This is a genomic window from Streptomyces sp. D2-8 (assembly GCF_023184515.1).
In the GTDB taxonomy this organism is placed as follows: Bacteria; Actinomycetota; Actinomycetes; order Streptomycetales; family Streptomycetaceae; genus Streptomyces.
On record NZ_JAAHBP010000023.1, the window covers coordinates 103,833 to 122,026 of the forward strand.

An 18,194-nucleotide genomic window follows, 5' to 3' on the forward strand; every position below is an offset into this window, starting at 1 on the left:
TCGTAGTTGTCGCTTTTACGCGGGAATTGTGCGGCAGCGCGACGAGGGGAGCGGTGAGTGGGCGGGATCACTCTGGCGCAGGACGAACCGGCGGTGGCGCCTCCCGACACCCCCGCACCACCGCCGGATCCGGACACCGGACCGAGCCCGCGCCGGGTGCGGTTGATCTTCTTCGCTCTCATGCCGGCCCTGCTCCTGGCCGCCCTGGAGCAGATGATCGTCGCCACCGCGCTCCCGAAGATCGTCGGTGACTTGCACGGCCTGGACCGGATGTCCTGGGCGATCACCGCCTACCTGCTCACCGCCACCGTCGGACTGCCGATCTACGGCAGGCTCGGCGATCTCCTCGGCCGCAAGGGTGTCTTCCAGTTCGCGCTCGTCGTCTTCGTCGCCGGCTCCGCGCTCGCGGGCCGGGCGCAGGACATGGACCAACTGATCGCCTTCCGGGCCCTGCAGGGCGTCGGCGCGGGCGGCCTCATGATCGGTGTCCAGACGATCATCGCGGACATCGTGCCGCCCCGGCGGCGCGGCCGCTACATGGGCCTGATCGGCGCCGCCTTCGGCCTCGCCTCCGTAGCCGGACCGCTGCTCGGCGGCTACTTCACCGACCACCTCTCCTGGCGCTGGTGCTTCTACATCAACGTCCCCTTCGGCCTGGTCACCCTGGCCGTCGTCGCCGTCACGCTGAAGCTGCCCAAGCCGGCCGTCAGAGCCCGGCTGGACATCCTCGGCGCGCTGCTGCTGACCGCCGCCTCCACCTGCCTGGTCCTGCTGACCAGTTGGGGCGGCACCGAGTACGCCTGGGACTCGCGCACGATCCTCGGCCTCGCGACCGGAGCGGCGGCGGCGACCGTCCTCTTCCTCGTCACCGAGCACTTCGCCGCCGAACCCCTCATCCCGCTGCGGCTGTTCAGGGACTCCGTCTTCAACGTCACCGGCCTGGTCGGCCTGGTGATCGGGGTCGGCCTGTTCGGGGCCGCCAGCTATCTGCCGACGTATCTGCAGATGGTCGACGGGGCCTCCGCCACCGAGTCGGGCCTGCTCATGCTGCCGATGATGGCCGGCATCGTCGGCGCCTCGATCATCGCCGGCCGGCTCATCAGCCACACCGGCCGCTACAAGGCCTACCCGATCCTCGGCGGCGTCCTCTCCGTCGCCGGCATGTGGCTGCTGTCGCGGCTGGAGGTCGGCACGCCCCGGTTGCACTACAGCATCTGGATGGCCGTCCTCGGCGCCGGCATCGGCATGGTGATGCCGGTGCTGATCCTCGCCGTGCAGAACTCCGTACGCCCCGCCGACCTCGGCACCGCCACCAGCGCCAGCAACTACTTCCGGCAGATCGGCGGCAGCGTCGGAGCCGCAGTCTTCGGCACCCTCCTCGCCGACCGGCTCACCGACGCCCTCGCCGAGCGCCTGCCGGCACGCGCGGGCACCGGGCTGCCGGACCCCGAGTCCCTCACCCCGCAGCTCGTGCACGCACTGCCCCCGGCCGTGCGCGAGGACTACATCCGGGCGTACGCCGACGCCATGCCGCGGATCTTCCTCTACCTGGTGCCGGTGCTCGTCCTCGGACTGGTCATCGCCCTCTTCCTCAAGGAGAAACCCCTGGTGTCCCACAACGCCTCCGTCACCGACCCGGACACGGCGCCGGGGAGCGCCCCGATCCCGCAGGCCCGCGCCGGGTACGCCGCCGGCGTACCCGTCTGCGGCTCGGTGCAGCACCACGACGGGACCGTCGTGCCCCGCGCGGCGATCACGCTCATCGACGTCACCGGGCAGCAGACCGGGCGCGGCGCGAGCGGCGAGGACGGGCGCTATGCGCTGGCCACCCCGGGCCCGGGCTCGTACGTGCTGATCGCCGCGGCCGGCGGCCACCAGCCGCAGGCGGTGTCCGTGACCGTCGGCGAACGCCCCGTCGAACTCGACATCGTCCTCGGCGGCGCCGGAAACCTGATCGGCACCGTGGTCACCGCCGACGGCACGCCCGTACGGGATGCCACCGTCACGCTCACCAACGTGCACGGCGAGGTCGTGGCCACCACCCGCAGCGGCCGGGAGGGCGGCTACGTCATCACCGAGCTGGTCGCCGGCGAGTACACCCTCGCCGCCAGTGCGCCCGCCTTCCGCCCGGCCGCGCTCCCCGTCACCGTCCAGGCAGCCCGCGAGACCCGCCGGGACATCGAACTGGCCGGCGGCGCCGTGCTGCGCGGCACCGTCCGGGCGGGCGGTGGCCGGCCTGTCGAGGACGCGCGCGTGACGCTGCTCGACGTGGCGGGCAACGTGGTCGACACCCTCACCACGGGCGCCGACGGCACCTTCCGCTTCGTCGACCTGTCCTCCGGCGAATACACCGTCATCGCCGCCGGATACCCGCCCGTCGCCACCGTGCTCCAGGTCGCCGGAGGAGGCCGTACCGAGCGGGATCTCCAACTGGGTCACGAGGACTGAACGGGCAGCGGCGCGCGGGGTCGCACGCCGGTGCGAACCCCGCGCGAGCAATTCCCGCATTGCCTCACATCGCCACCTGCGGGAGCCGTACGGTGGTGACGCCGGCACAGATCTTGCGTCCGTGGGGAGAGAGGGCCTGGGCCATGGACCGTGGCACCGACAGCGCTGGGCAGGGCACGACGACGGAACCCGCTGAACCCGGCCGCGTCCCCCTGGCCGTCGTCGTGGTCGACCGCGACGGCCTCGTGTCCCACTGGAGCCGCGGCGCACGGCGCCTGTTCGGCGTCCCCAAGGAGGAGGCGATCGGCCGCACGGCCCTCGACCTGCTCCCCGTCTCCGGTGCCCTGCCCCACGAGCAGGGCACCACTCCGTATGCCGCCGGCGACGGTCTCGGCCCCGACCTCGAATCCTCCCTCGACGGCGGGCTCTCCTACCCCTCGGCGGGCCGCGCCCGGCTCACCGCTTCCGGGGACGGGCGGGTCGACGTCCTGTGGTGGGCCTACCCCCTGGTGGGCCCCGGGCCCGAGCGGCTGCTCGTGCTGGCCGCCGACGCCGAAGGGCTGCGTGCGGGCGGCGGGGCGTTCGAGCGGATCGCGCCCGGCTTCGCACTGCACACCGACTTCCCCGGGTCCGAGGACCTCGCCCGCCGGCTCCCCGAGATCCTGCCCAGCATGAGCGTCGGCGAGAGCGCCCGGATCGTCGCGCAGATCCTCGAACTCGGCTACCCGATCCTGGAGTTCAGTCAGAACGACCGGGTGCCCGTCACCCCCGACTGGGGCGTGGCCCGGCGAGCCGAACGCACGGCGCGCCGCGAACGGGCCGCGCGGGCCCTGGCCGCCGGCGAACCCGTTCCGGAGGACCTGCGGGACGAGGGCGAGGACCTCGAACATGCCGCCGTCCGCGAGCGCCTGGAGTTCCTCAACGAGGTCAGCGGCCGTATCGGCACCTCCCTCGACCTGTCCCGCACGATCATCGAGGTCAGCAGGGCCGTCGTGCCCCGCTTCACCGATGTCGCCGGGACGTACCTGCGTGAACAGGTCGTCGCCGGCGAGGCGTTCGAGGACGGAGTGCCCGACACGACCACGATGTGGCACCGCGTCGCCGTCGAGCACACCGACGAACCGGGCCGCTGGGACGATGTCGTGCCGGTCGGCGAGGCCATGCCGTTCCCGGCGCACACGCCGTTCTTCCAGTGCATGACGAGCGGCGAACCCGTCCTCGTGCCGCGGATCAGCGAGGAGATGGGGCACGCCATCGCCGCGCAGTTCGAGAAGCGCGACATCCGGCCCCTCATCACCGGCCGCTCGATGCTGGTCGTGCCCCTCAAGGCGCGCAACGTCGTCCTCGGGTTCATGATCCTGCTGCGGCACCCGGAGCGGCCCGTCTTCAACGACATGGACCGCGTCACCGGCGCCGAACTCGCCGCCCGCGCGGGCCTCGTGCTCGACAACGCGCGCATGTACACCTTCCAGGAGAACGTCGCCGAGACGCTCCAGGACAGCATGCTCCCGCACATCCCGCCCCGCATGGCGGGCTGCGACATCGCCACCCGCTATCTGCCGGGCACGCTGCTCGGGCGGGTCGGCGGCGACTGGTTCGACGCGGTGAAACTGCACGGCGGGCGCACGGCGTTCGTCGTCGGCGACGTCATGGGCCACGGCCTGAACTCGGCTGCGATGATGGGCCAGTTGCGCACGGCCGTGCAGACCATGGCCGGGCTCGACCTGCCGCCCGCCGAGCTGCTGCGCAACCTCGACGACCTCGCCCAGCGCCTCGGCGACGGCTACCTCGCGACCTGCCTCTACGCCGTCTACGACCCGATCGCGAGCGAGCTCCACCTCGCCAACGCCGGTCACATCCCGCCGGTCCTGGTCCGTGCCGACGACGGCCGCAGCGAACTGCTGGACCTGCCCACGGGCGCGCCCATCGGCGTCGGGGGAGTGCCCTTCGAGGCGGTGCGTGTGCGCGTGGAGTCCGGCGACCGGCTGGTGATGTGCACCGACGGGCTCGTCGAGGTGCGCGGCGAGGACATCGGGGCCGGGCTCGCCACGCTCTGCGAGTCGGCCGCGCACCCGGCCGCGTCCATGGACGACGCCTGCGACACCATCATCCGCGCCCTGGCTGTGACATTCTCAAAAGCGGGCCGCGGCGGCCGTAAGGACGACGTGGCGCTGCTGATGGCGCGGCTGGGCGGCATCGAGCCGGACGACGTGGCCGAATGGCGCCTCGCCCTCGACCCGGCCGAGGTGGGCCGGGCCCGCGCGGTGGTCCGCGAGCAACTGCACGACTGGGGCCTGGCGAACCTCGTCGCGCCCGCCGAGCTGCTGGCCGGCGAACTCGTCACCAACGCCGTACGGCACTCCCACGCCCGGCCCGTCCAACTGCGCCTGGTCCGCGGCGACACCCTGCTGTGCGAGGTGGACGACGACGACCACGAGCTGCCGACGCTGCTCAACGCGGGCCCGCTCGACGAGACCGGACGCGGCCTGCGTGTCGTCAGCACGCTGTCGCGCGAGTGGGGGAGCAGCCGGACCAAGGCCGGCAAGACGGTCTGGTTCGAGCTGACGCTGCCGCGCCGCTGAGCACCTCCGGGGCGAACGCGGCGTGAAGGTACGTCCCCGCGTTCTTGTGGCCGCGACCGGAGCGCGATACACCGTACTCGCCCGTCGTATGGCGGGATTCGTTCGCACCCTGGGGAGTGGGCCATGAGCGTGACGAGTCGGTACCGGGAGGCCTGGGAAGGGTTCTGGCGCGAGGCGTCCGGTGAATCCGGGGCGGTGTTCTGGGACGCGGAACCGGTCCTGACCGTGGGCCCGCATCTCGCCCTGTTCGAACCGTATCTGGCCGACCCCGCACTGCCGCTGGTGGACCTGGGCTGCGGCAACGGTACCCAGACCCGCTACCTCGCCGACCGTTTCCCGCGGGTGCTGGGCGTCGACCTGTCCGCCGCCGCCCTCGATCACGCCCGGCGCGGCGACCCGGCGGGGCAGGCCGCCTACCGGCAGGTGGACGCCGCCGAGAAGGACGAGACCCAGGCCCTGCACGCGGAGCTCGGCGACACCAACGTCTACATGCGGGGCGTCCTGCACCAGTGCGAGCCGGACGACCGGCAGGCCCTGGTCGACGGGATCGCCACGCTGGTCGGCGACCGCGGCCGCGCCTGCCTGGTGGAGCTCTCGGGCGCCGCCAAGCCGGTCCTGAGGGGCCTCGCGGGCGGCCCGGACGGTCCGCCGCCCAAGCTCACGCCGGTGTTCCGGCACGGCCTCGCGCCCGGCGAGGTCTCGGACGAGGCCGTGCCCGAGTATCTGCGCTCGGCCGGGCTCACCGTCCTGGCGAGCGGTCACCTGCCCCTGAGGAGCGCGGAGTACCGGCCGGACGGCACACGCATCGAGCTGCCCTCCACCTGGCTGGTGGCGGGGCGTACGGCCTGAGGGGGGCCATCAGGGGACCGGACCCGGGGGACGTGCTCTGGCGGCGAACAGATTTGTCGGTGTACGGTCACCCTGCCCCGGTCCGTGCACCTGCCTCGCCCCCGCGGAGGACGGCCATGCCGATGCCCTGGTTACGGATGCTGGTCGCGTCGGCGGTGTCGACGGTGCTGGTCGGGACCTCCGCCGTCACGGACGCCGCCGCACCGTACCCTCGCGCGCTACGGGACAGTGTGCACACCGCAGGGCGGGTGCAGGACGCCGGCGACGTGCTCCGGTACAGCTGGCCCGGCGTCTACTTCGAGGGCCGGATCCGGGGCACCGGCGTGGGCGTCGTACTCGACGATCCGGCCGCCGACTACGACGTCCAGGTCGACGGAGCCACCGTCGCGACCCTCGTCACTCCCGGGAAAGCCACGCACTGGGTCAGGGGCCTGCGCGACGGCGTGCACAGCGTCCGGCTCGTCAAGCGCAACGACACCCCGTGGAGCACCAGCTCCTTCGGCGGCTTCGTCGCCGCACCCGGCGGTGCCGTCCTGGCCCGGCCGGCCGCACGCAGCCGCCAGATCGAGTTCATCGGCGACTCCCTCACGGCCGGCTACGGAAACCTCTCCACCTCCCGCGACTGCGACGGTGGGCAGCTGGGCCGCACCACCAACGCCGACGTGAGCTACGGCGCCCTCACCGCCCGGGGGCTGCGCGCCGACTACCAGGTCAACGCCTATTCGGGCCAGGGCATGGTGCGCAACTACAACGGAGGCTCCCCGGAGGTGAACTACCGCAGCTTCTACGACCGTGCGCTGCTGAACGTGCCGGGCGACGTCTGGCGGAACCCGGGCACCTGGCGGCCGCAGCTCGTGGTGATCCACCTCGGCACGAACGACTTCTCGACCCCGATCAACCCGGGCGAGCCATGGACGGACGAGAGCCTCGCCGCCGCCTACCGCGGCGCCTACAGCGGCTTCCTCGACAAGCTGCGGGGGCGCTACGGGCCCGCGGCCACCATCCTGGCCGTGGGCACGGGCCCCTTCGCCGGCCATGTCGAACACGTCGTGCGGGAGCGCACCGGCGCGGGCGACCGACGGGTGCGCTACTGGCCCCTCGACACCACCGGCCTGGACCACACCGGCTGCCACTGGCACTACTCGGCCCGTGACCACCGCCTGCTGGCCGACCGTCTCACCGCGTTCCTCGCCGACCTGCCGATCCGTTGGTGACCACCTCGTAGCCGGTTCAGCCCGCAGCGCGTAACGTGACGAACCATGAAGATCTCCGCCCTGGACGGCTCGTCATGAGAATCCTCGTCAGCGCCGACATGGAGGGCGCCACCGGCGTCACCTGGCCCGACGACGTGATGCCGGGCGCGTCCCAGTGGGAGCGCTGCCGCTCACTGTTCACCTCCGATGTCAACGCCGCCGTACTAGGCTTCCACGACGGCGGCGCCGACGAGGTGATCATCAACGAGGCGCACTCCACGATGCGCAACCTGCTGCTGGAGCAGCTCGACGACCGCGCCCAGATGCTCACCGGCCGGCACAAGGAACTGTCCATGGTGGAGGGCGTGCAGCACGGCGACGTCGACGGCATCGCGTTCGTCGGCTACCACGCGGGCGCCGGCATGGAGGGCGTCCTCGCCCACACCTACCTCGCCAACTCGATCACGGGCGTGTGGCTGAACGACGTACGGGCCAGCGAGGGGCTGCTCAACGCGCATGTCGTCGCCGAGTTCGGGGTGCCGGTCGTGCTGGTCACCGGGGACGACGTGGCGTGCGAGGACGCGCTCGGGTACGCGCCCGAGGCGCTGAAGGTCGCGGTGAAGGACCACGTGTCGCGCTACGCGGCGGTGTGCCGCACGCCCGCCCGGACCGGGGCCGACATCCGGGCGGCGGCCAAGGAGGCCGCCGCGCTGGCGGTACGTCACGAACCCGTGCACGGCGGCCCGTTCACCGTGGCCGTGGAGTTCGACGCCGAGCACCTGGCGATGGCCGCCACCGTCGTCCCGGGCGTGGAACGGATCGGGGAGCGGAAGGTGGCGTACACGAGCGAGACCATGTACGAGGGCATCCGCGCCTTCAAGGCGGTCACCACGATCGTCTCGGCCGCGGTGGAGGAGCAGTATGGCTGATCAGGTGGACGGGACCGCGCTGGACGAGGTCGTGACGTTCACGTCCGACCTCATCCGGATCGACACCACCAACCGGGGCGGCGGCGACTGCCAGGAGCGGCCCGCCGCCGAGTACGCCGCCGCCCGGCTCGCCGGCGCCGGGATCGAGCCCACCCTGCTGGAGCGCGCCAAGGGGCGGACCAACGTCGTCGCCCGTATCGAGGGCACCGACCCGTCGGCCGGCGCGCTGCTGCTCCACGGCCATCTGGACGTCGTGCCCGCCGCGGCCGCCGACTGGAGCGTGCACCCGTTCTCCGGGGAGATCCGCGACGGGGTCGTCTGGGGACGCGGCGCCGTCGACATGAAGAACATGGACGCGATGATCCTGGCCGTCGTGCACGGCTGGGCACGGCAGGGCGTCCGGCCCCGCCGGGACATCGTCATCGCGTTCACCGCGGACGAGGAGGACAGCGCCGAGGACGGAGCCGGATTCCTCGCCGACCAGCACCCCGCACTCTTCGAGGGCTGCACCGAAGGCATCAGCGAGTCGGGCGCCTTCACCTTCCACGACGGCGACGGGCGGCAGATCTACCCGATCGCGGCCGGGGAGCGCGGCACCGCCTGGCTGAAGCTCACCGCCCGCGGACGCGCCGGACACGGCTCCAAGGTCAACCGGGACAACGCGGTGACCCGCCTCGCGGGCGCGATCGCGCGGATCGGCGCGCACGAGTGGCCCCTGCGGCTGACCCCGACCGTACGGGCCGCACTCACCGAACTCGCCGCGCTCTACGGCATCGAGACCGACCTCACCGACGTGGACGCACTGCTGGAGAAGCTCGGCCCTGCCGCCCGGCTCGTCGAGCCGACCCTGCGCAACAGCGCCAACCCGACCATGCTGGACGCCGGTTACAAGATCAACGTCATTCCCGGTGAGGCCGTGGCGCACGTGGACGGCCGGTACATGCCCGGCGGCGAGGAGGAGTTCCGCAGCACCCTCGACCGGCTCACCGGGCCGGACGTGGACTGGGAGTTCCACCACCGCGAGGTCGCCCTGGAGTCGCCGGTGGACTCGGTGACGTTCGCGGGGATGCGGGCCGCCATCGAGGAGTTCGCGCCCGAGGGGAGCGTGGTGCCGTTCTGCATGTCCGGTGGCACCGACGCCAAGCAGTTCTCCCGCCTCGGCATCACCGGCTACGGCTTCACGCCGCTGAAGCTGCCGGACGGCTACGACTACGCGGCCATGTTCCACGGCGTCGACGAGCGGGTACCGGTCGAGGCGCTGCACTTCGGCGTCCGCGTGCTCGACCGGTTCCTGCGCACGGCCTAGGAGAGTGGGGGAGACGGTGCGGACGCTGGCCTACGGGGCGTGGCCCTCGCCCATCGACGCGGCCCTGACCGCCGCGCACGACGGGCACCCGGAGTACGTGGGCTTCGTCGGCGACGAGGTGTGGTGGACCGAGCCGCGCCCCGCCGAGGGCGGCCGGCGCACCCTCGTGCGGCGGCACGCCGACGGCCGGGAGGAGTCGCTGCTGCCCGCGCCGTGGAACGTGCGCAGCCGGGTCATCGAGTACGGCGGGCACCCGTGGGCCGCCCTCGCGGGCGACGAGGGACCGCTGGTGGTGTTCGTGAACTTCGCCGACCAGCGGCTGTACCGCTGCGCGCCGGGCGGCGAACCCCAGCCGCTCACCCCCGTGTCCCCCGTAGGCGCCGGCCTGCGCTGGGCCGAGCCGCTGCCGCTGCCCGAACGGGGGGAAGTGTGGTGCGTGCTGGAGGAGTTCACCGGCGACGGACCCACCGACGTGCGCCGCGTCCTGGCCGCCGTCCCGCTGGACGGATCCGCGGCCCGCGACCGGGACGCCGTACGCGAACTCACCGACGGGCGGCACCGGTTCGTGACCGGGCCGAAGCTCTCGCCCGACGGGCGGCGGGCCGCCTGGCTCGCCTGGGACCATCCGCGCATGCCGTGGGACGGCACCGAACTGCTCCTCGCCGATATCACCCCCGACGGCACCCTGCGCGGCGTCCGGGCCGTGGCCGGCGGGCCCGGCGAGTCGATCGCCCAGGCCGACTGGACCCACGACGGCCGCCTGCTGCACGCGAGCGACCGCACCGGTTGGTGGAACCTCTACCTCGACGGAGAGCCGCTGTGCCCGCGCGAGGAGGAGTTCGGCGGAGCGCTGTGGAAGCTGGGATCGCGATGGTTCACGCCGCTGGACAGCGGTCTGATCGCCGTCGTGCACGGCCGGGGTGCCACCGCCCTCGGCGTCCTGGACCCCGAGACCGGCGAGGTCGTGGACGCGGCCGGACCCTGGACCGAGTTCGCCCCCACCCTCGCCGCCCACGGCGAACGGGTCGTCGCCGTCGGGGCCAGCCCGCGCAGCGCCTACGAGGTCGTCGAGCTGGACACCCGCACCGGCCGGGCCCGTGTCGTCGGTGCCGAGCACGACGACGCCGTGGACCCCGCGTACTACCCCGAGCCGCAGATCCGCACCTTCACCGGCCCCGACGGACGTGACATCCACGCCCACCTCTACCCGCCGCACCACCCCGGCTGCGTCGCGCCCGGCGACGAACTGCCGCCCTACGTCCTCTGGGCGCACGGCGGACCCACCGGCCGCGCGCCGCTCGTGCTCGACCTGGAGATCGCCTACTTCACCTCGCGCGGCATCGGCGTCGCCGAGGTCAACTACGGCGGCTCCACCGGATACGGCCGTCCCTACCGCGAGCGGCTGCGCGAGCAGTGGGGCGTGGTGGACGTCGAGGACTGCGCCGCCGTCGCCCTGGCCCTCGCCGACGAGGGCACCGCCGACCGCGGCCGGCTCGCCGTCCGGGGCGGCAGCGCGGGCGGCTGGACCGCCGCCGCCTCGCTCACCACCACCGACGTCTACGCCTGCGGCACCATCAAGTACCCGATCCTGGACCTGACCGGCTGGGGCACGGGGGAGACCCATGACTTCGAGTCGCGGTACCTGGACGGCCTGATCGGGCCGCTCGCCGAGGTGCCCGCCCGGTACGCGGAGCGCTCGCCCGCCGCCCACGCCGACCGCCTCGCCGTGCCGTTCCTGCTGCTCCAGGGCCTGGACGACGTGATCTGTCCGCCCGTCCAGTGCGAGCGGTTCCTGGCCCGGCTGGAGGGCCGGAAGGTGCCGCACGCGTATCTCGCCTTCGAGGGGGAGGGGCACGGGTTCCGCAGGGCGGAGACCATGGTGCGCGCCCTGGAGGCCGAACTTTCCCTCTACGCCCAGGTGTTCCGACTGAACCCGCCCGGCATCCCCCTTCTGGAGCTCGCCAAGTGAACCCGCTGGTACGACCGCCCCGGCTCGCCCCCGGCGCCCGCGTCGCCGTCGTCGCGCCCAGCGGGCCGGTGCCCGAGGAGCGGCTCCAGGCCGGGCTCGACATCCTGCGCGGCTGGGACCTCGACCCCGTGGTGATGCCCCATGTGCTCGGCCGTCACGGGGAGCTGGACTACCTGGCCGGCACGGACGAGCAGCGGGCCGCCGACCTCCAGAACGCCTGGTGCGATCCGTCCGTCGCCGCCGTGCTGTGCGCCCGGGGCGGGTACGGGGCGCAGCGCATGGTCGACCTGCTCGACTGGGCGGCGATGCGGGCGGCGGGCCCGAAGGTGTTCGCCGGGTTCAGCGACGTCACCGTCCTGCACCAGGCCGTCGCCACCCGCCTGGGCCTGGTCACCCTGTACGGGCCCGCGGCCGCCGGCGTCGACTTCCTCAAGAACGCCCGGGCCCAGGAGCACCTGCGGGCCACCCTCTTCGAGCCGGAGTCCGTGCGGACCGTCACGGCCGTGCCCCCGGGCGGCACCGCACTGGTCCCGGGCCGCGCCCGGGGCGTCACCCTGGGCGGCTGCCTGAGCCTGCTCGCGAGCGACCTCGGCACCCCGCACGCCCACCCCCGGGCGCGGGGCGGGCTGTTGCTGGTGGAGGACGTCGGTGAGAGCCCGTACCGCCTGGACCGGTACCTGACCCAACTCCTGCGCACCGGCTGGCTCGACGGGGTCGCCGGGATCGTCCTCGGGTCCTGGGCGGGGTGCGGCCCGTACGGGGAGCTGCGCGCGGTCCTCACCGACCGGCTCGGTGCTCTGGGCGTCCCGGTGGTGGAGGAGTTCGGGTTCGGGCACGGCGAGGGCGCGCTCACCATGCCCCTCGGGGTCCGGGCCGAACTGGACGCCGGAGCAGGCACGTTGACGCTGGACGAACCGGCTCTGGGCTGAGAACCGCCGCTGCTGAAATTCTGTCAAGAAACCCTCGTTTCGGTGATTGACGGGTACTGACACGTGTCACACCATGACAACCGGCCAGTACTTACTGGTCGGTACCCCGGTTGCCCTCACCGTGGAGGTCCGTGTGCCCCGAAGCGTGCCCAGATCCCGCGCACCCCTCGCTCTCGCTCTGGGCGCCGCCCTGGCCGTGCCCCTCACCCTCACGCCGCCCGCGACCGCCGCCGACACCTACACCGTCACGCCGCTGAAGTTCACCGCGGGCGGGCGACCGCGCCTGCACCGTCGACGCCGACCTGTACCGTCCCGCGGGCGTGGACCGCGACCACCCGGCGCCCGCCGTACTCGGCACGAACGGCTTCGGCGGCAGCAAGACGGACGGCTCCACCGACACCATCGGCAAGGCCTTCGCCCGGCGCGGCTACGTCTCGCTCGTCTACTCCGGGCTCGGATTCGGCCGCAGCGGCTGCCTCGTCTCCCTCGACGACCCGGACATCGACGGCGCCGCCGCCTCGCAGCTGGTCGACTTCCTGGGCGGCACCCGCGCCGCCGACGACGGCACCACCGCCGACTACGTCACCCGTGACGCACCGGCGACCCGCGCGTCGGCATGATCGGCGGCTCCTACGGCGGCGCCGTCCAGCTCGCGACGGCCGCCGTCGACCACCGCCTCGACGCGCTCGTCCCGATGATCACCTGGAACGACCTGGCGTACTCGCTCGATCCCGACAACGCCGTCGGCAGCGGAGGCGTCCCCGGGGTCTTCAAATGGCAGTGGACAAACGGCTTCTACCTCAGCGGCGAGGGCCAGCCGCTGCTCCAGCCGAGTCTCGACCCGTCCCGCATCAACTCCCTGGCCTGTCTGCACTTCGTCACCGAGGCCTGCCGGACCGTCCACACCCTCAACTCCGGCAGCTACCCGGCCGACCGGACCGCCGAGCTGCTCGCCTTCGCGCACCGCGTCTCCCCGGTGTCGTACCTCCACCGCGTCGACACACCGACCCTGCTGGTCCAGGGCCAGGCCGACACCCTGTTCAACCTCAACGAGGCCACGGCGACGTACCGGACGCTCAAGGCCCAGGGCACGCCCGTCAAGATGATCTGGCAGTCCTGGGGCCACAGCGGCGGGCTCACCGGCCCGGCCGCCGGTGAACTCGACCTGTCCAAGGGCAACTTGGAGACCAGCTACGTCAGCCCGCGCGTCCTCGCCTGGTTCGGCCGCCATCTGCGCAAGCAGACCCACGTCGACACGGGTCCGGCCTTCGCCTACTACCGCGACTGGATCACCGACCCCGACCGCACCTACGCCACCGCCGGCGACCTCCCCGCCCTCAGTCGCACCCTGTACCTCTCCGGCGACGGCACCCTCGTCGACCAGCGCGGCAAGGTGGCCCGCGGCAGCCGCGGTAACACCAACTGGCTGATCCCCACGAGCCATTCGGAGAGCTCGCTCTCCGGCCTCATCGGACTGCGGGACTCACCGCCGCGCGACACCAAGGGCACCTACCTCGACTGGACGAGCGCACCGCTGAAGGACCCCCTCGACGTCGTCGGCGCACCCCGGGCCACGCTCAAGGTCGTCTCCCCGAAGGCCGAGCGCACCCAGAACTCCGCCGACGCGGCCGACAAGCTCGTCCTGTTCGCCAAGCTCTACGACGTCGCCCCCGACGGCACCCGCACCCTGGTGCGCCGCCTGGTCGCGCCGGTGCGCGTCCCGGACGTCACCAAGAGCTTCACCGTCACCCTGCCCGGCATCGTGCACCGGTACGAGACCGGGCACCGGCTGCGGTTCGTGATCGCCGCGAGCGACGACGCGTACTTCGGCAACCGGGGGATCAAGCCGGTGACCGTGGTCAGCGGGCCGCGCGACACCGGGGTGCTGCGGCTGCCGGTCGCCGGCTCCTGACGCCACGACTGGGGCCACACAGGCAGCGCGGTTACTGTGGCGGGGTGCCGCACCACGCATCCCGCCACCTCGCCGAAGGCCCCCGGGTGGGCATACGCCACTTCACCTACGAGGACGGTGCCGAGTTCACCGCCCGCGCCCGGGAGAGCAAAAACCTGCACCACCCCTGGCTCTTCCCGCCCACCACGACACAGGCGTACACCGCCTACGCGGGCCGGCTGATCGAGGACCCGTCCAAGGCCGGGTTCCTGGTCTGCGAGAAGAGCGACGGGGCCATCGGCGGGTTCATCAACATCAACAACATCGTCGAGGGCGGCTTCCAGTCCGGGGCGCTCGGCTACGGCGCCTTCGCGCACGCCGCCGGGCGGGGGCTGATGCGCGAAGGGCTGGACCTCGTCGTGCGGTACGCGTTCGGCCCGATGCGGCTGCACCGGCTGGAGATCAACGTTCAGCCGGGCAACGCCGCGTCGATCGCCCTGGCCCGCGGCTGCGGGTTCCGCCTGGAGGGCTTCTCGCCGAAGATGCTCTTCGTCGACGGGGCCTGGCGCGATCACGAACGCTGGGCGATCACCACCGAGATGATCACCCAGCCGAGACGGCGCTGAGCCCGGCGGCGCTCACGCGTGGCGGTCCACGTACTCGTAGATCGACCCGTCCGGATGCAGCGCGATCAGATTGCGGCCCGCCGGCGAGGCGATGGGGCCCGCGACGATGTGGGCGCCCAGCCCGGTCAGCACCTTGTGCGTCTCCTCGACGTCCGTCACGGCGATCGTCGCGGCGACCTTGCGCAGCACCTCCAGTTCGGCCGGGGGGCCGCTCATCAGCAGGAAGCAGCCGATCGCCGCCACCTGGACACCTCCCCGCTCGAAGCGCTGGGCTCTGCCGCCCGCCAGCCGCTCGTAGAAGGGGATCGCGGTCTCGAGGTCGTCGACGCAGACGCGCAGTGTGGCACCCAGAATCTCCATGCTGCTGAGCCTAGTTACGCACCGGGGGGCGAGGGTACCCGGTCGGGCATGAAGCCGTTGGATCACCTGGAGCATCTGGACAAGCACCTGGTCGACGAACTGGCACAGGTGGCGCGCGAGACCGTACGGGAGGAACTGCGCGAGCAGACGCGCAAGCAGCGCCGCAAGGCCGCGCTGTACGCCGCGTCCGGCGCCCTCGCCCTGTACGCGGGCGCCGCCCTCGCGCTCGCCGTGGGGCTGGCCCTCGCCCTCGGCCTGCCCGACTGGGCCGCCGCGCTGATCACCGCCGTGATCCTGGGAGCCCTGGCCTTCGTGCTGCGCGGCATGGCCCGGCCGTCCCGGCCGGGCCCGGAGCACGCGGCCGGCATGGCGCCGGGCGGGGACAGCGCTCGGCAGAGCGCCGCCGGGGCGGTCGGCGGCATGCCGTATCCGCCCGTGCCGCCGGCCCCGCCCGCCGCCCCGGGCACCGTGCCCCCGCGGCCGGCCGACGACCCGGACGTACCCCACCACAGGGCGTGATGCCGGGTGCGCAAGGCGGGAACATCGCGCAAGCGCGGCCGTGTGGTCGTGGTGACCGGAGCCAGCGGCGGTGTCGGACGGGCCACGGTCCGGGCCTTCGCCGCCCGCGGCGACAGGGTCGCCCTGCTCGCCCGCGGGCGTGCGGGACTCGCCGCGGCGGCGGACGAGGTGGAGCGTGCCGGGGGCGAAGCGCTCGTCGTCGGCGTGGACGTCTCCGACGCCAGGGCCGTCGACGACGCCGCCCAGCAGGTCGTCGACGCGTACGGCCACATCGACGTCTGGGTCAACAACGCCTTCACCGGGGTGTTCGCGCCGTTCACGGAGGTCGCCCCGGACGAGTTCAGGCGCGTGACCGAAGTGACGTACCTGGGCTACGTGTTCGGAACCCGGGCGGCCCTGCGCCACATGCTGCCGCGCGACCGCGGCACGATCGTGCAGGTCGGCTCCGCGCTCGCCTACCGGGGCATTCCGCTGCAGTCGGCGTACTGCGGGGCCAAGCACGCGATCCAGGGGTTCAACGAGTCCCTGCGCTGCGAACTGCTGCACGCGCGCAGCGGGGTGCGGACGACGATGGTGCAGCTGCCGGGCCTCAACACCCCGCAGTTCGACTGGGTGCTGAACCGGATGCCCGGCCGGGCCCGGCCCGTCGCGCCCGTGTACCAGCCGGAGGTCGCGGCCCGGGCGATCGTCCACGCGTCGTCGCACGCGCGGCGCCGGGAGTACTGGGTGGGCGGCTCCACGGCCGCCACGCTCCTCGCCAACGCGGTCGTCCCCGGGCTGCTGGAGCGCTATCTGGCCCGCACCAACGTCGACGCGCAGCAGGAGGAGGGCCGGACCGAGGGCCCGGCGAACCTGTGGTCCCCGGCGGACGGCCCGCACGGGCGGGACTTCGGCGCGCACGGACGCTTCGACGACGAATCCGCCGACGACGGCCCGCAGCAGTGGCTGTCGCGCAACCGCGGGTGGATGGGAGCGGCCCTCACCGCGGGAGCGGGCGCCCTGGCGGCGCGCAAGCTGGCCGGGCTGGTCCGCCGGTAGGGAGGGGCGTCCCGCCGGCAGGGAGGGTCGTCCGAGTCCTGCCCGGCCGGCGAGGCTGTCCGGGCCGAGCGACGGACTCAGGTCCCGAGGGCGTCTTCGTCCGTTCCTCCGTCGAGGAACCGGAGCAGCACCGCCGCCTCCGCCCGGAGCCGCGCGGCCCGGTCGGCGTGGGCGGGCGTGGTCAAGTGATCTGCCGCCGCCAGTCGTTCGTCGGCCTCGGCGCGTACGACGTGCAGGACGTCCCGCTCGCTGAGCTCGCGCCGGGCCGCCTCGGTGGCGCCCGCGCCGACCGGGGAGGCTTCCAGCGCGCCGGCCCGGGGCGCGGTGTCGGCCAGGGGCACCGCCTCGGCGTTGTCCAGCGCGGCCAGGGTGCTGCGCAGGGCACTCACCGCGGCCTTGTCCCGGGCCCGCATCGCTTCCGGCAGGGCGTCACGCATACGAAGACGTACAGACATGCGGGCGACTCTAGGCGACCCGGCGTTCCGCCACCTCTCGATTCGGCGCGCTCGCCCTCGTCAGACGGCCTGCTGGAGCTGCGGCAGCACCTTCGTGCGGTAGAAGTCGAAGAAGCCGCGCAGGTCCGGGCCGATCTGGTTCACATAGACCCGGTCGAAACCCGCGTCGGCGAACTGCTTCAGCTCCGCCATGTGCTCGTCCACGTCGCCGCCGCACACCCGGTTCTCGCGCACCATGTCCTCGGTGACGAGCTGCTGCGCCTGCTCGAAGTGCTTGGGGGAGGGCAGCACCTGGCCCAGCTCGCCCGGCAGCTGCTCGTTCGCCCAGAGCCGGTGCACGGTCCGTACGGCCTCGTCCCTGTCAGTGTCGTAGCAGACCTTGGTGCCGCCGCTGACCAGCTTTCCGCCGCCTCCGCCCTTGCGGTACTGCTCCACCATCGCCTCGTCCGGCGCGACCGTGATGTAGCCGTCGCCGACGCGGGACGCGAGCTGGGTCGCGGCGGGGCCGAAGCCGGAGATGTCGATCGGGATCGGCTCGTCCGGGACGGTGTACAGGCGGGCGTTCTCGACCGTGTAGTGCGGCCCGTTGTGGTTCACCTCCTCGCCGGTGAACAGTCGGCGCATCACCTGGATGGCCTCCTCCAGCATCTCCAGGCGGACGTGGGCCGGCGGCCAGTGGTCGCCCAGGATGTGCTCGTTGAGCGCCTCGCCGGAGCCGACGCCGAGCCGGAAGCGGTTGTTCGTCATCACCGCGCTGGTCGCCGCGGCGTGCGCCACCACCGCCGGGTGCATGCGCACGGTCGGGCAGGTCACCGCCGTCTCGACCGGCAGGGACACCGCCTCGGACAGCGCGCCGATCACCGACCACACGAACGGGCTCTGGCCCTGCTCGTCGTTCCACGGGTGGTAGTGGTCCGAGATCCACAGCGCCTGGAATCCGGCCTGCTCGGCCATCCGCGCCTGCTCGATCAGCTCGGCGGGTCCGTACTGCTCGCACGAGAGGAAGTAGCCGTATTCGGGCATGGGGGAGTGCCTCCGCGACATCGGCGGTCCGTAACCCGCACCGAGTACCCGGGTGCGGGGCCGGAAACCGGTGCCGT

14 protein-coding genes and 1 pseudogene are annotated in these 18,194 nt (G+C 72.9%); 12 read left to right on the forward strand and 3 right to left on the reverse strand.

The annotated features are described in order from the left end of the window. Nucleotides 1-57: 57 nt before the first annotated feature. The 10 genes and pseudogenes from G3I77_RS32705 to G3I77_RS32750 all read left to right on the forward strand — a co-directional run bounded on the left by G3I77_RS32705 (nucleotide 58) and on the right by G3I77_RS32750 (nucleotide 14,722). Nucleotides 58-2,448: an MFS transporter gene (locus tag G3I77_RS32705; protein ID WP_248509453.1), complete on the forward strand. Its 2,391-nt coding sequence runs from the start codon at nucleotides 58-60 to the stop codon at nucleotides 2,446-2,448. 143 nt (nucleotides 2,449-2,591) lie between these two features. Next, complete coding sequence (locus tag G3I77_RS32710; RefSeq protein WP_248509454.1) at nucleotides 2,592-5,030, forward strand: SpoIIE family protein phosphatase; 2,439 nt, start codon at nucleotides 2,592-2,594, stop codon at nucleotides 5,028-5,030. A 123-nt stretch (nucleotides 5,031-5,153) separates the two neighbouring features. Then, complete coding sequence (locus G3I77_RS32715; RefSeq protein ID WP_248509456.1) at nucleotides 5,154-5,879, forward strand: class I SAM-dependent methyltransferase; 726 nt, start codon at nucleotides 5,154-5,156, stop codon at nucleotides 5,877-5,879. 116 nt (nucleotides 5,880-5,995) lie between these two features. Further along, nucleotides 5,996-7,093, forward strand: a complete 1,098-nt coding sequence (locus G3I77_RS32720) for an SGNH/GDSL hydrolase family protein (protein WP_248509458.1) — start codon at nucleotides 5,996-5,998, stop codon at nucleotides 7,091-7,093. 74 nt (nucleotides 7,094-7,167) lie between these two features. Further along, nucleotides 7,168-8,001 (forward strand): M55 family metallopeptidase, encoded by an 834-nt coding sequence (locus G3I77_RS32725; protein ID WP_248509460.1) that lies wholly within the window; start codon nucleotides 7,168-7,170, stop codon nucleotides 7,999-8,001. Further along, nucleotides 7,994-9,307 carry a M20/M25/M40 family metallo-hydrolase gene (locus G3I77_RS32730; protein WP_248509462.1) on the forward strand — a complete coding sequence of 438 codons (1,314 nt, stop codon included), beginning with the start codon at nucleotides 7,994-7,996 and terminating at the stop codon, nucleotides 9,305-9,307. Before G3I77_RS32725 ends, G3I77_RS32730 begins: the two co-directional genes overlap by 8 nt. A 4-nt stretch (nucleotides 9,308-9,311) precedes the next feature. Next, nucleotides 9,312-11,276: a prolyl oligopeptidase family serine peptidase gene (locus G3I77_RS32735; RefSeq protein ID WP_248509468.1), complete on the forward strand. Its 1,965-nt coding sequence runs from the start codon at nucleotides 9,312-9,314 to the stop codon at nucleotides 11,274-11,276. Beyond that, on the forward strand, nucleotides 11,273-12,205 hold the full coding sequence (locus G3I77_RS32740; protein WP_248509471.1) for an LD-carboxypeptidase: 933 nt from the start codon (nucleotides 11,273-11,275) through the stop codon (nucleotides 12,203-12,205). The genes G3I77_RS32735 and G3I77_RS32740 overlap by 4 nt, the downstream gene beginning before the upstream one ends. A 73-nt stretch (nucleotides 12,206-12,278) precedes the next feature. Then, nucleotides 12,279-14,117: pseudogene (locus tag G3I77_RS32745) on the forward strand (CocE/NonD family hydrolase). Between the two features lie 44 nt (nucleotides 14,118-14,161). Then, entirely contained in the window at nucleotides 14,162-14,722 is a 561-nt protein-coding gene (locus tag G3I77_RS32750; protein ID WP_248509473.1) for a GNAT family N-acetyltransferase, read from the forward strand. A 12-nt stretch (nucleotides 14,723-14,734) separates the two neighbouring features. Here G3I77_RS32750 and G3I77_RS32755 read toward each other — a convergent pair whose 3' ends face one another. After that, a complete protein-coding gene (locus G3I77_RS32755) occupies nucleotides 14,735-15,082 on the reverse strand; it encodes a VOC family protein (RefSeq protein ID WP_248509475.1) in 348 nt (115 codons plus the stop codon). Between the two features lie 48 nt (nucleotides 15,083-15,130). On the opposite strand from G3I77_RS32755, the gene G3I77_RS32760 reads away from it, so the two are divergent. Both G3I77_RS32760 and G3I77_RS32765 read left to right on the forward strand, forming a co-directional pair. Further along, on the forward strand, nucleotides 15,131-15,601 hold the full coding sequence (locus G3I77_RS32760) for a phage holin family protein (RefSeq protein WP_248509477.1): 471 nt from the start codon (nucleotides 15,131-15,133) through the stop codon (nucleotides 15,599-15,601). 6 nt (nucleotides 15,602-15,607) lie between these two features. After that, a complete protein-coding gene (locus tag G3I77_RS32765) occupies nucleotides 15,608-16,639 on the forward strand; it encodes an SDR family oxidoreductase (protein ID WP_308311431.1) in 1,032 nt (343 codons plus the stop codon). A 77-nt stretch (nucleotides 16,640-16,716) separates the two neighbouring features. On the opposite strand, the gene G3I77_RS32770 is transcribed toward G3I77_RS32765, so the two are convergent. Together G3I77_RS32770 and G3I77_RS32775 are read right to left on the reverse strand one after the other, a co-directional pair. Continuing rightward, a complete protein-coding gene (locus tag G3I77_RS32770) occupies nucleotides 16,717-17,052 on the reverse strand; it encodes a hypothetical protein (protein ID WP_248509589.1) in 336 nt (111 codons plus the stop codon). Between the two features lie 102 nt (nucleotides 17,053-17,154). Then, on the reverse strand, nucleotides 17,155-18,117 hold the full coding sequence (locus G3I77_RS32775) for a TIGR03557 family F420-dependent LLM class oxidoreductase (protein ID WP_248509483.1): 963 nt from the start codon (nucleotides 18,115-18,117) through the stop codon (nucleotides 17,155-17,157). Nucleotides 18,118-18,194 lie beyond the last annotated feature (77 nt).

Excerpts from the sequence above, each read along its gene's own strand:
- G3I77_RS32775 (WP_248509483.1), bottom strand. The coding sequence starts at position 18,117 with ATGCCCGAATACGGCTACTTCCTCTCGTGCGAGCAGTACGGACCCGCC.
- G3I77_RS32720 (WP_248509458.1), top strand. The coding sequence starts at position 5,996 with ATGCCGATGCCCTGGTTACGGATGCTGGTCGCGTCGGCGGTGTCGACG.
- G3I77_RS32760 (WP_248509477.1), top strand. The coding sequence starts at position 15,131 with ATGAAGCCGTTGGATCACCTGGAGCATCTGGACAAGCACCTGGTCGAC.
- G3I77_RS32715 (WP_248509456.1), top strand. The coding sequence starts at position 5,154 with ATGAGCGTGACGAGTCGGTACCGGGAGGCCTGGGAAGGGTTCTGGCGC.
- G3I77_RS32725 (WP_248509460.1), top strand. The coding sequence starts at position 7,168 with ATGAGAATCCTCGTCAGCGCCGACATGGAGGGCGCCACCGGCGTCACC.
- G3I77_RS32710 (WP_248509454.1), top strand. The coding sequence starts at position 2,592 with ATGGACCGTGGCACCGACAGCGCTGGGCAGGGCACGACGACGGAACCC.
- G3I77_RS32755 (WP_248509475.1), bottom strand. The coding sequence starts at position 15,082 with ATGGAGATTCTGGGTGCCACACTGCGCGTCTGCGTCGACGACCTCGAG.
- G3I77_RS32770 (WP_248509589.1), bottom strand. The coding sequence starts at position 17,052 with ATGCGGGCCCGGGACAAGGCCGCGGTGAGTGCCCTGCGCAGCACCCTG.
- G3I77_RS32730 (WP_248509462.1), top strand. The coding sequence starts at position 7,994 with ATGGCTGATCAGGTGGACGGGACCGCGCTGGACGAGGTCGTGACGTTC.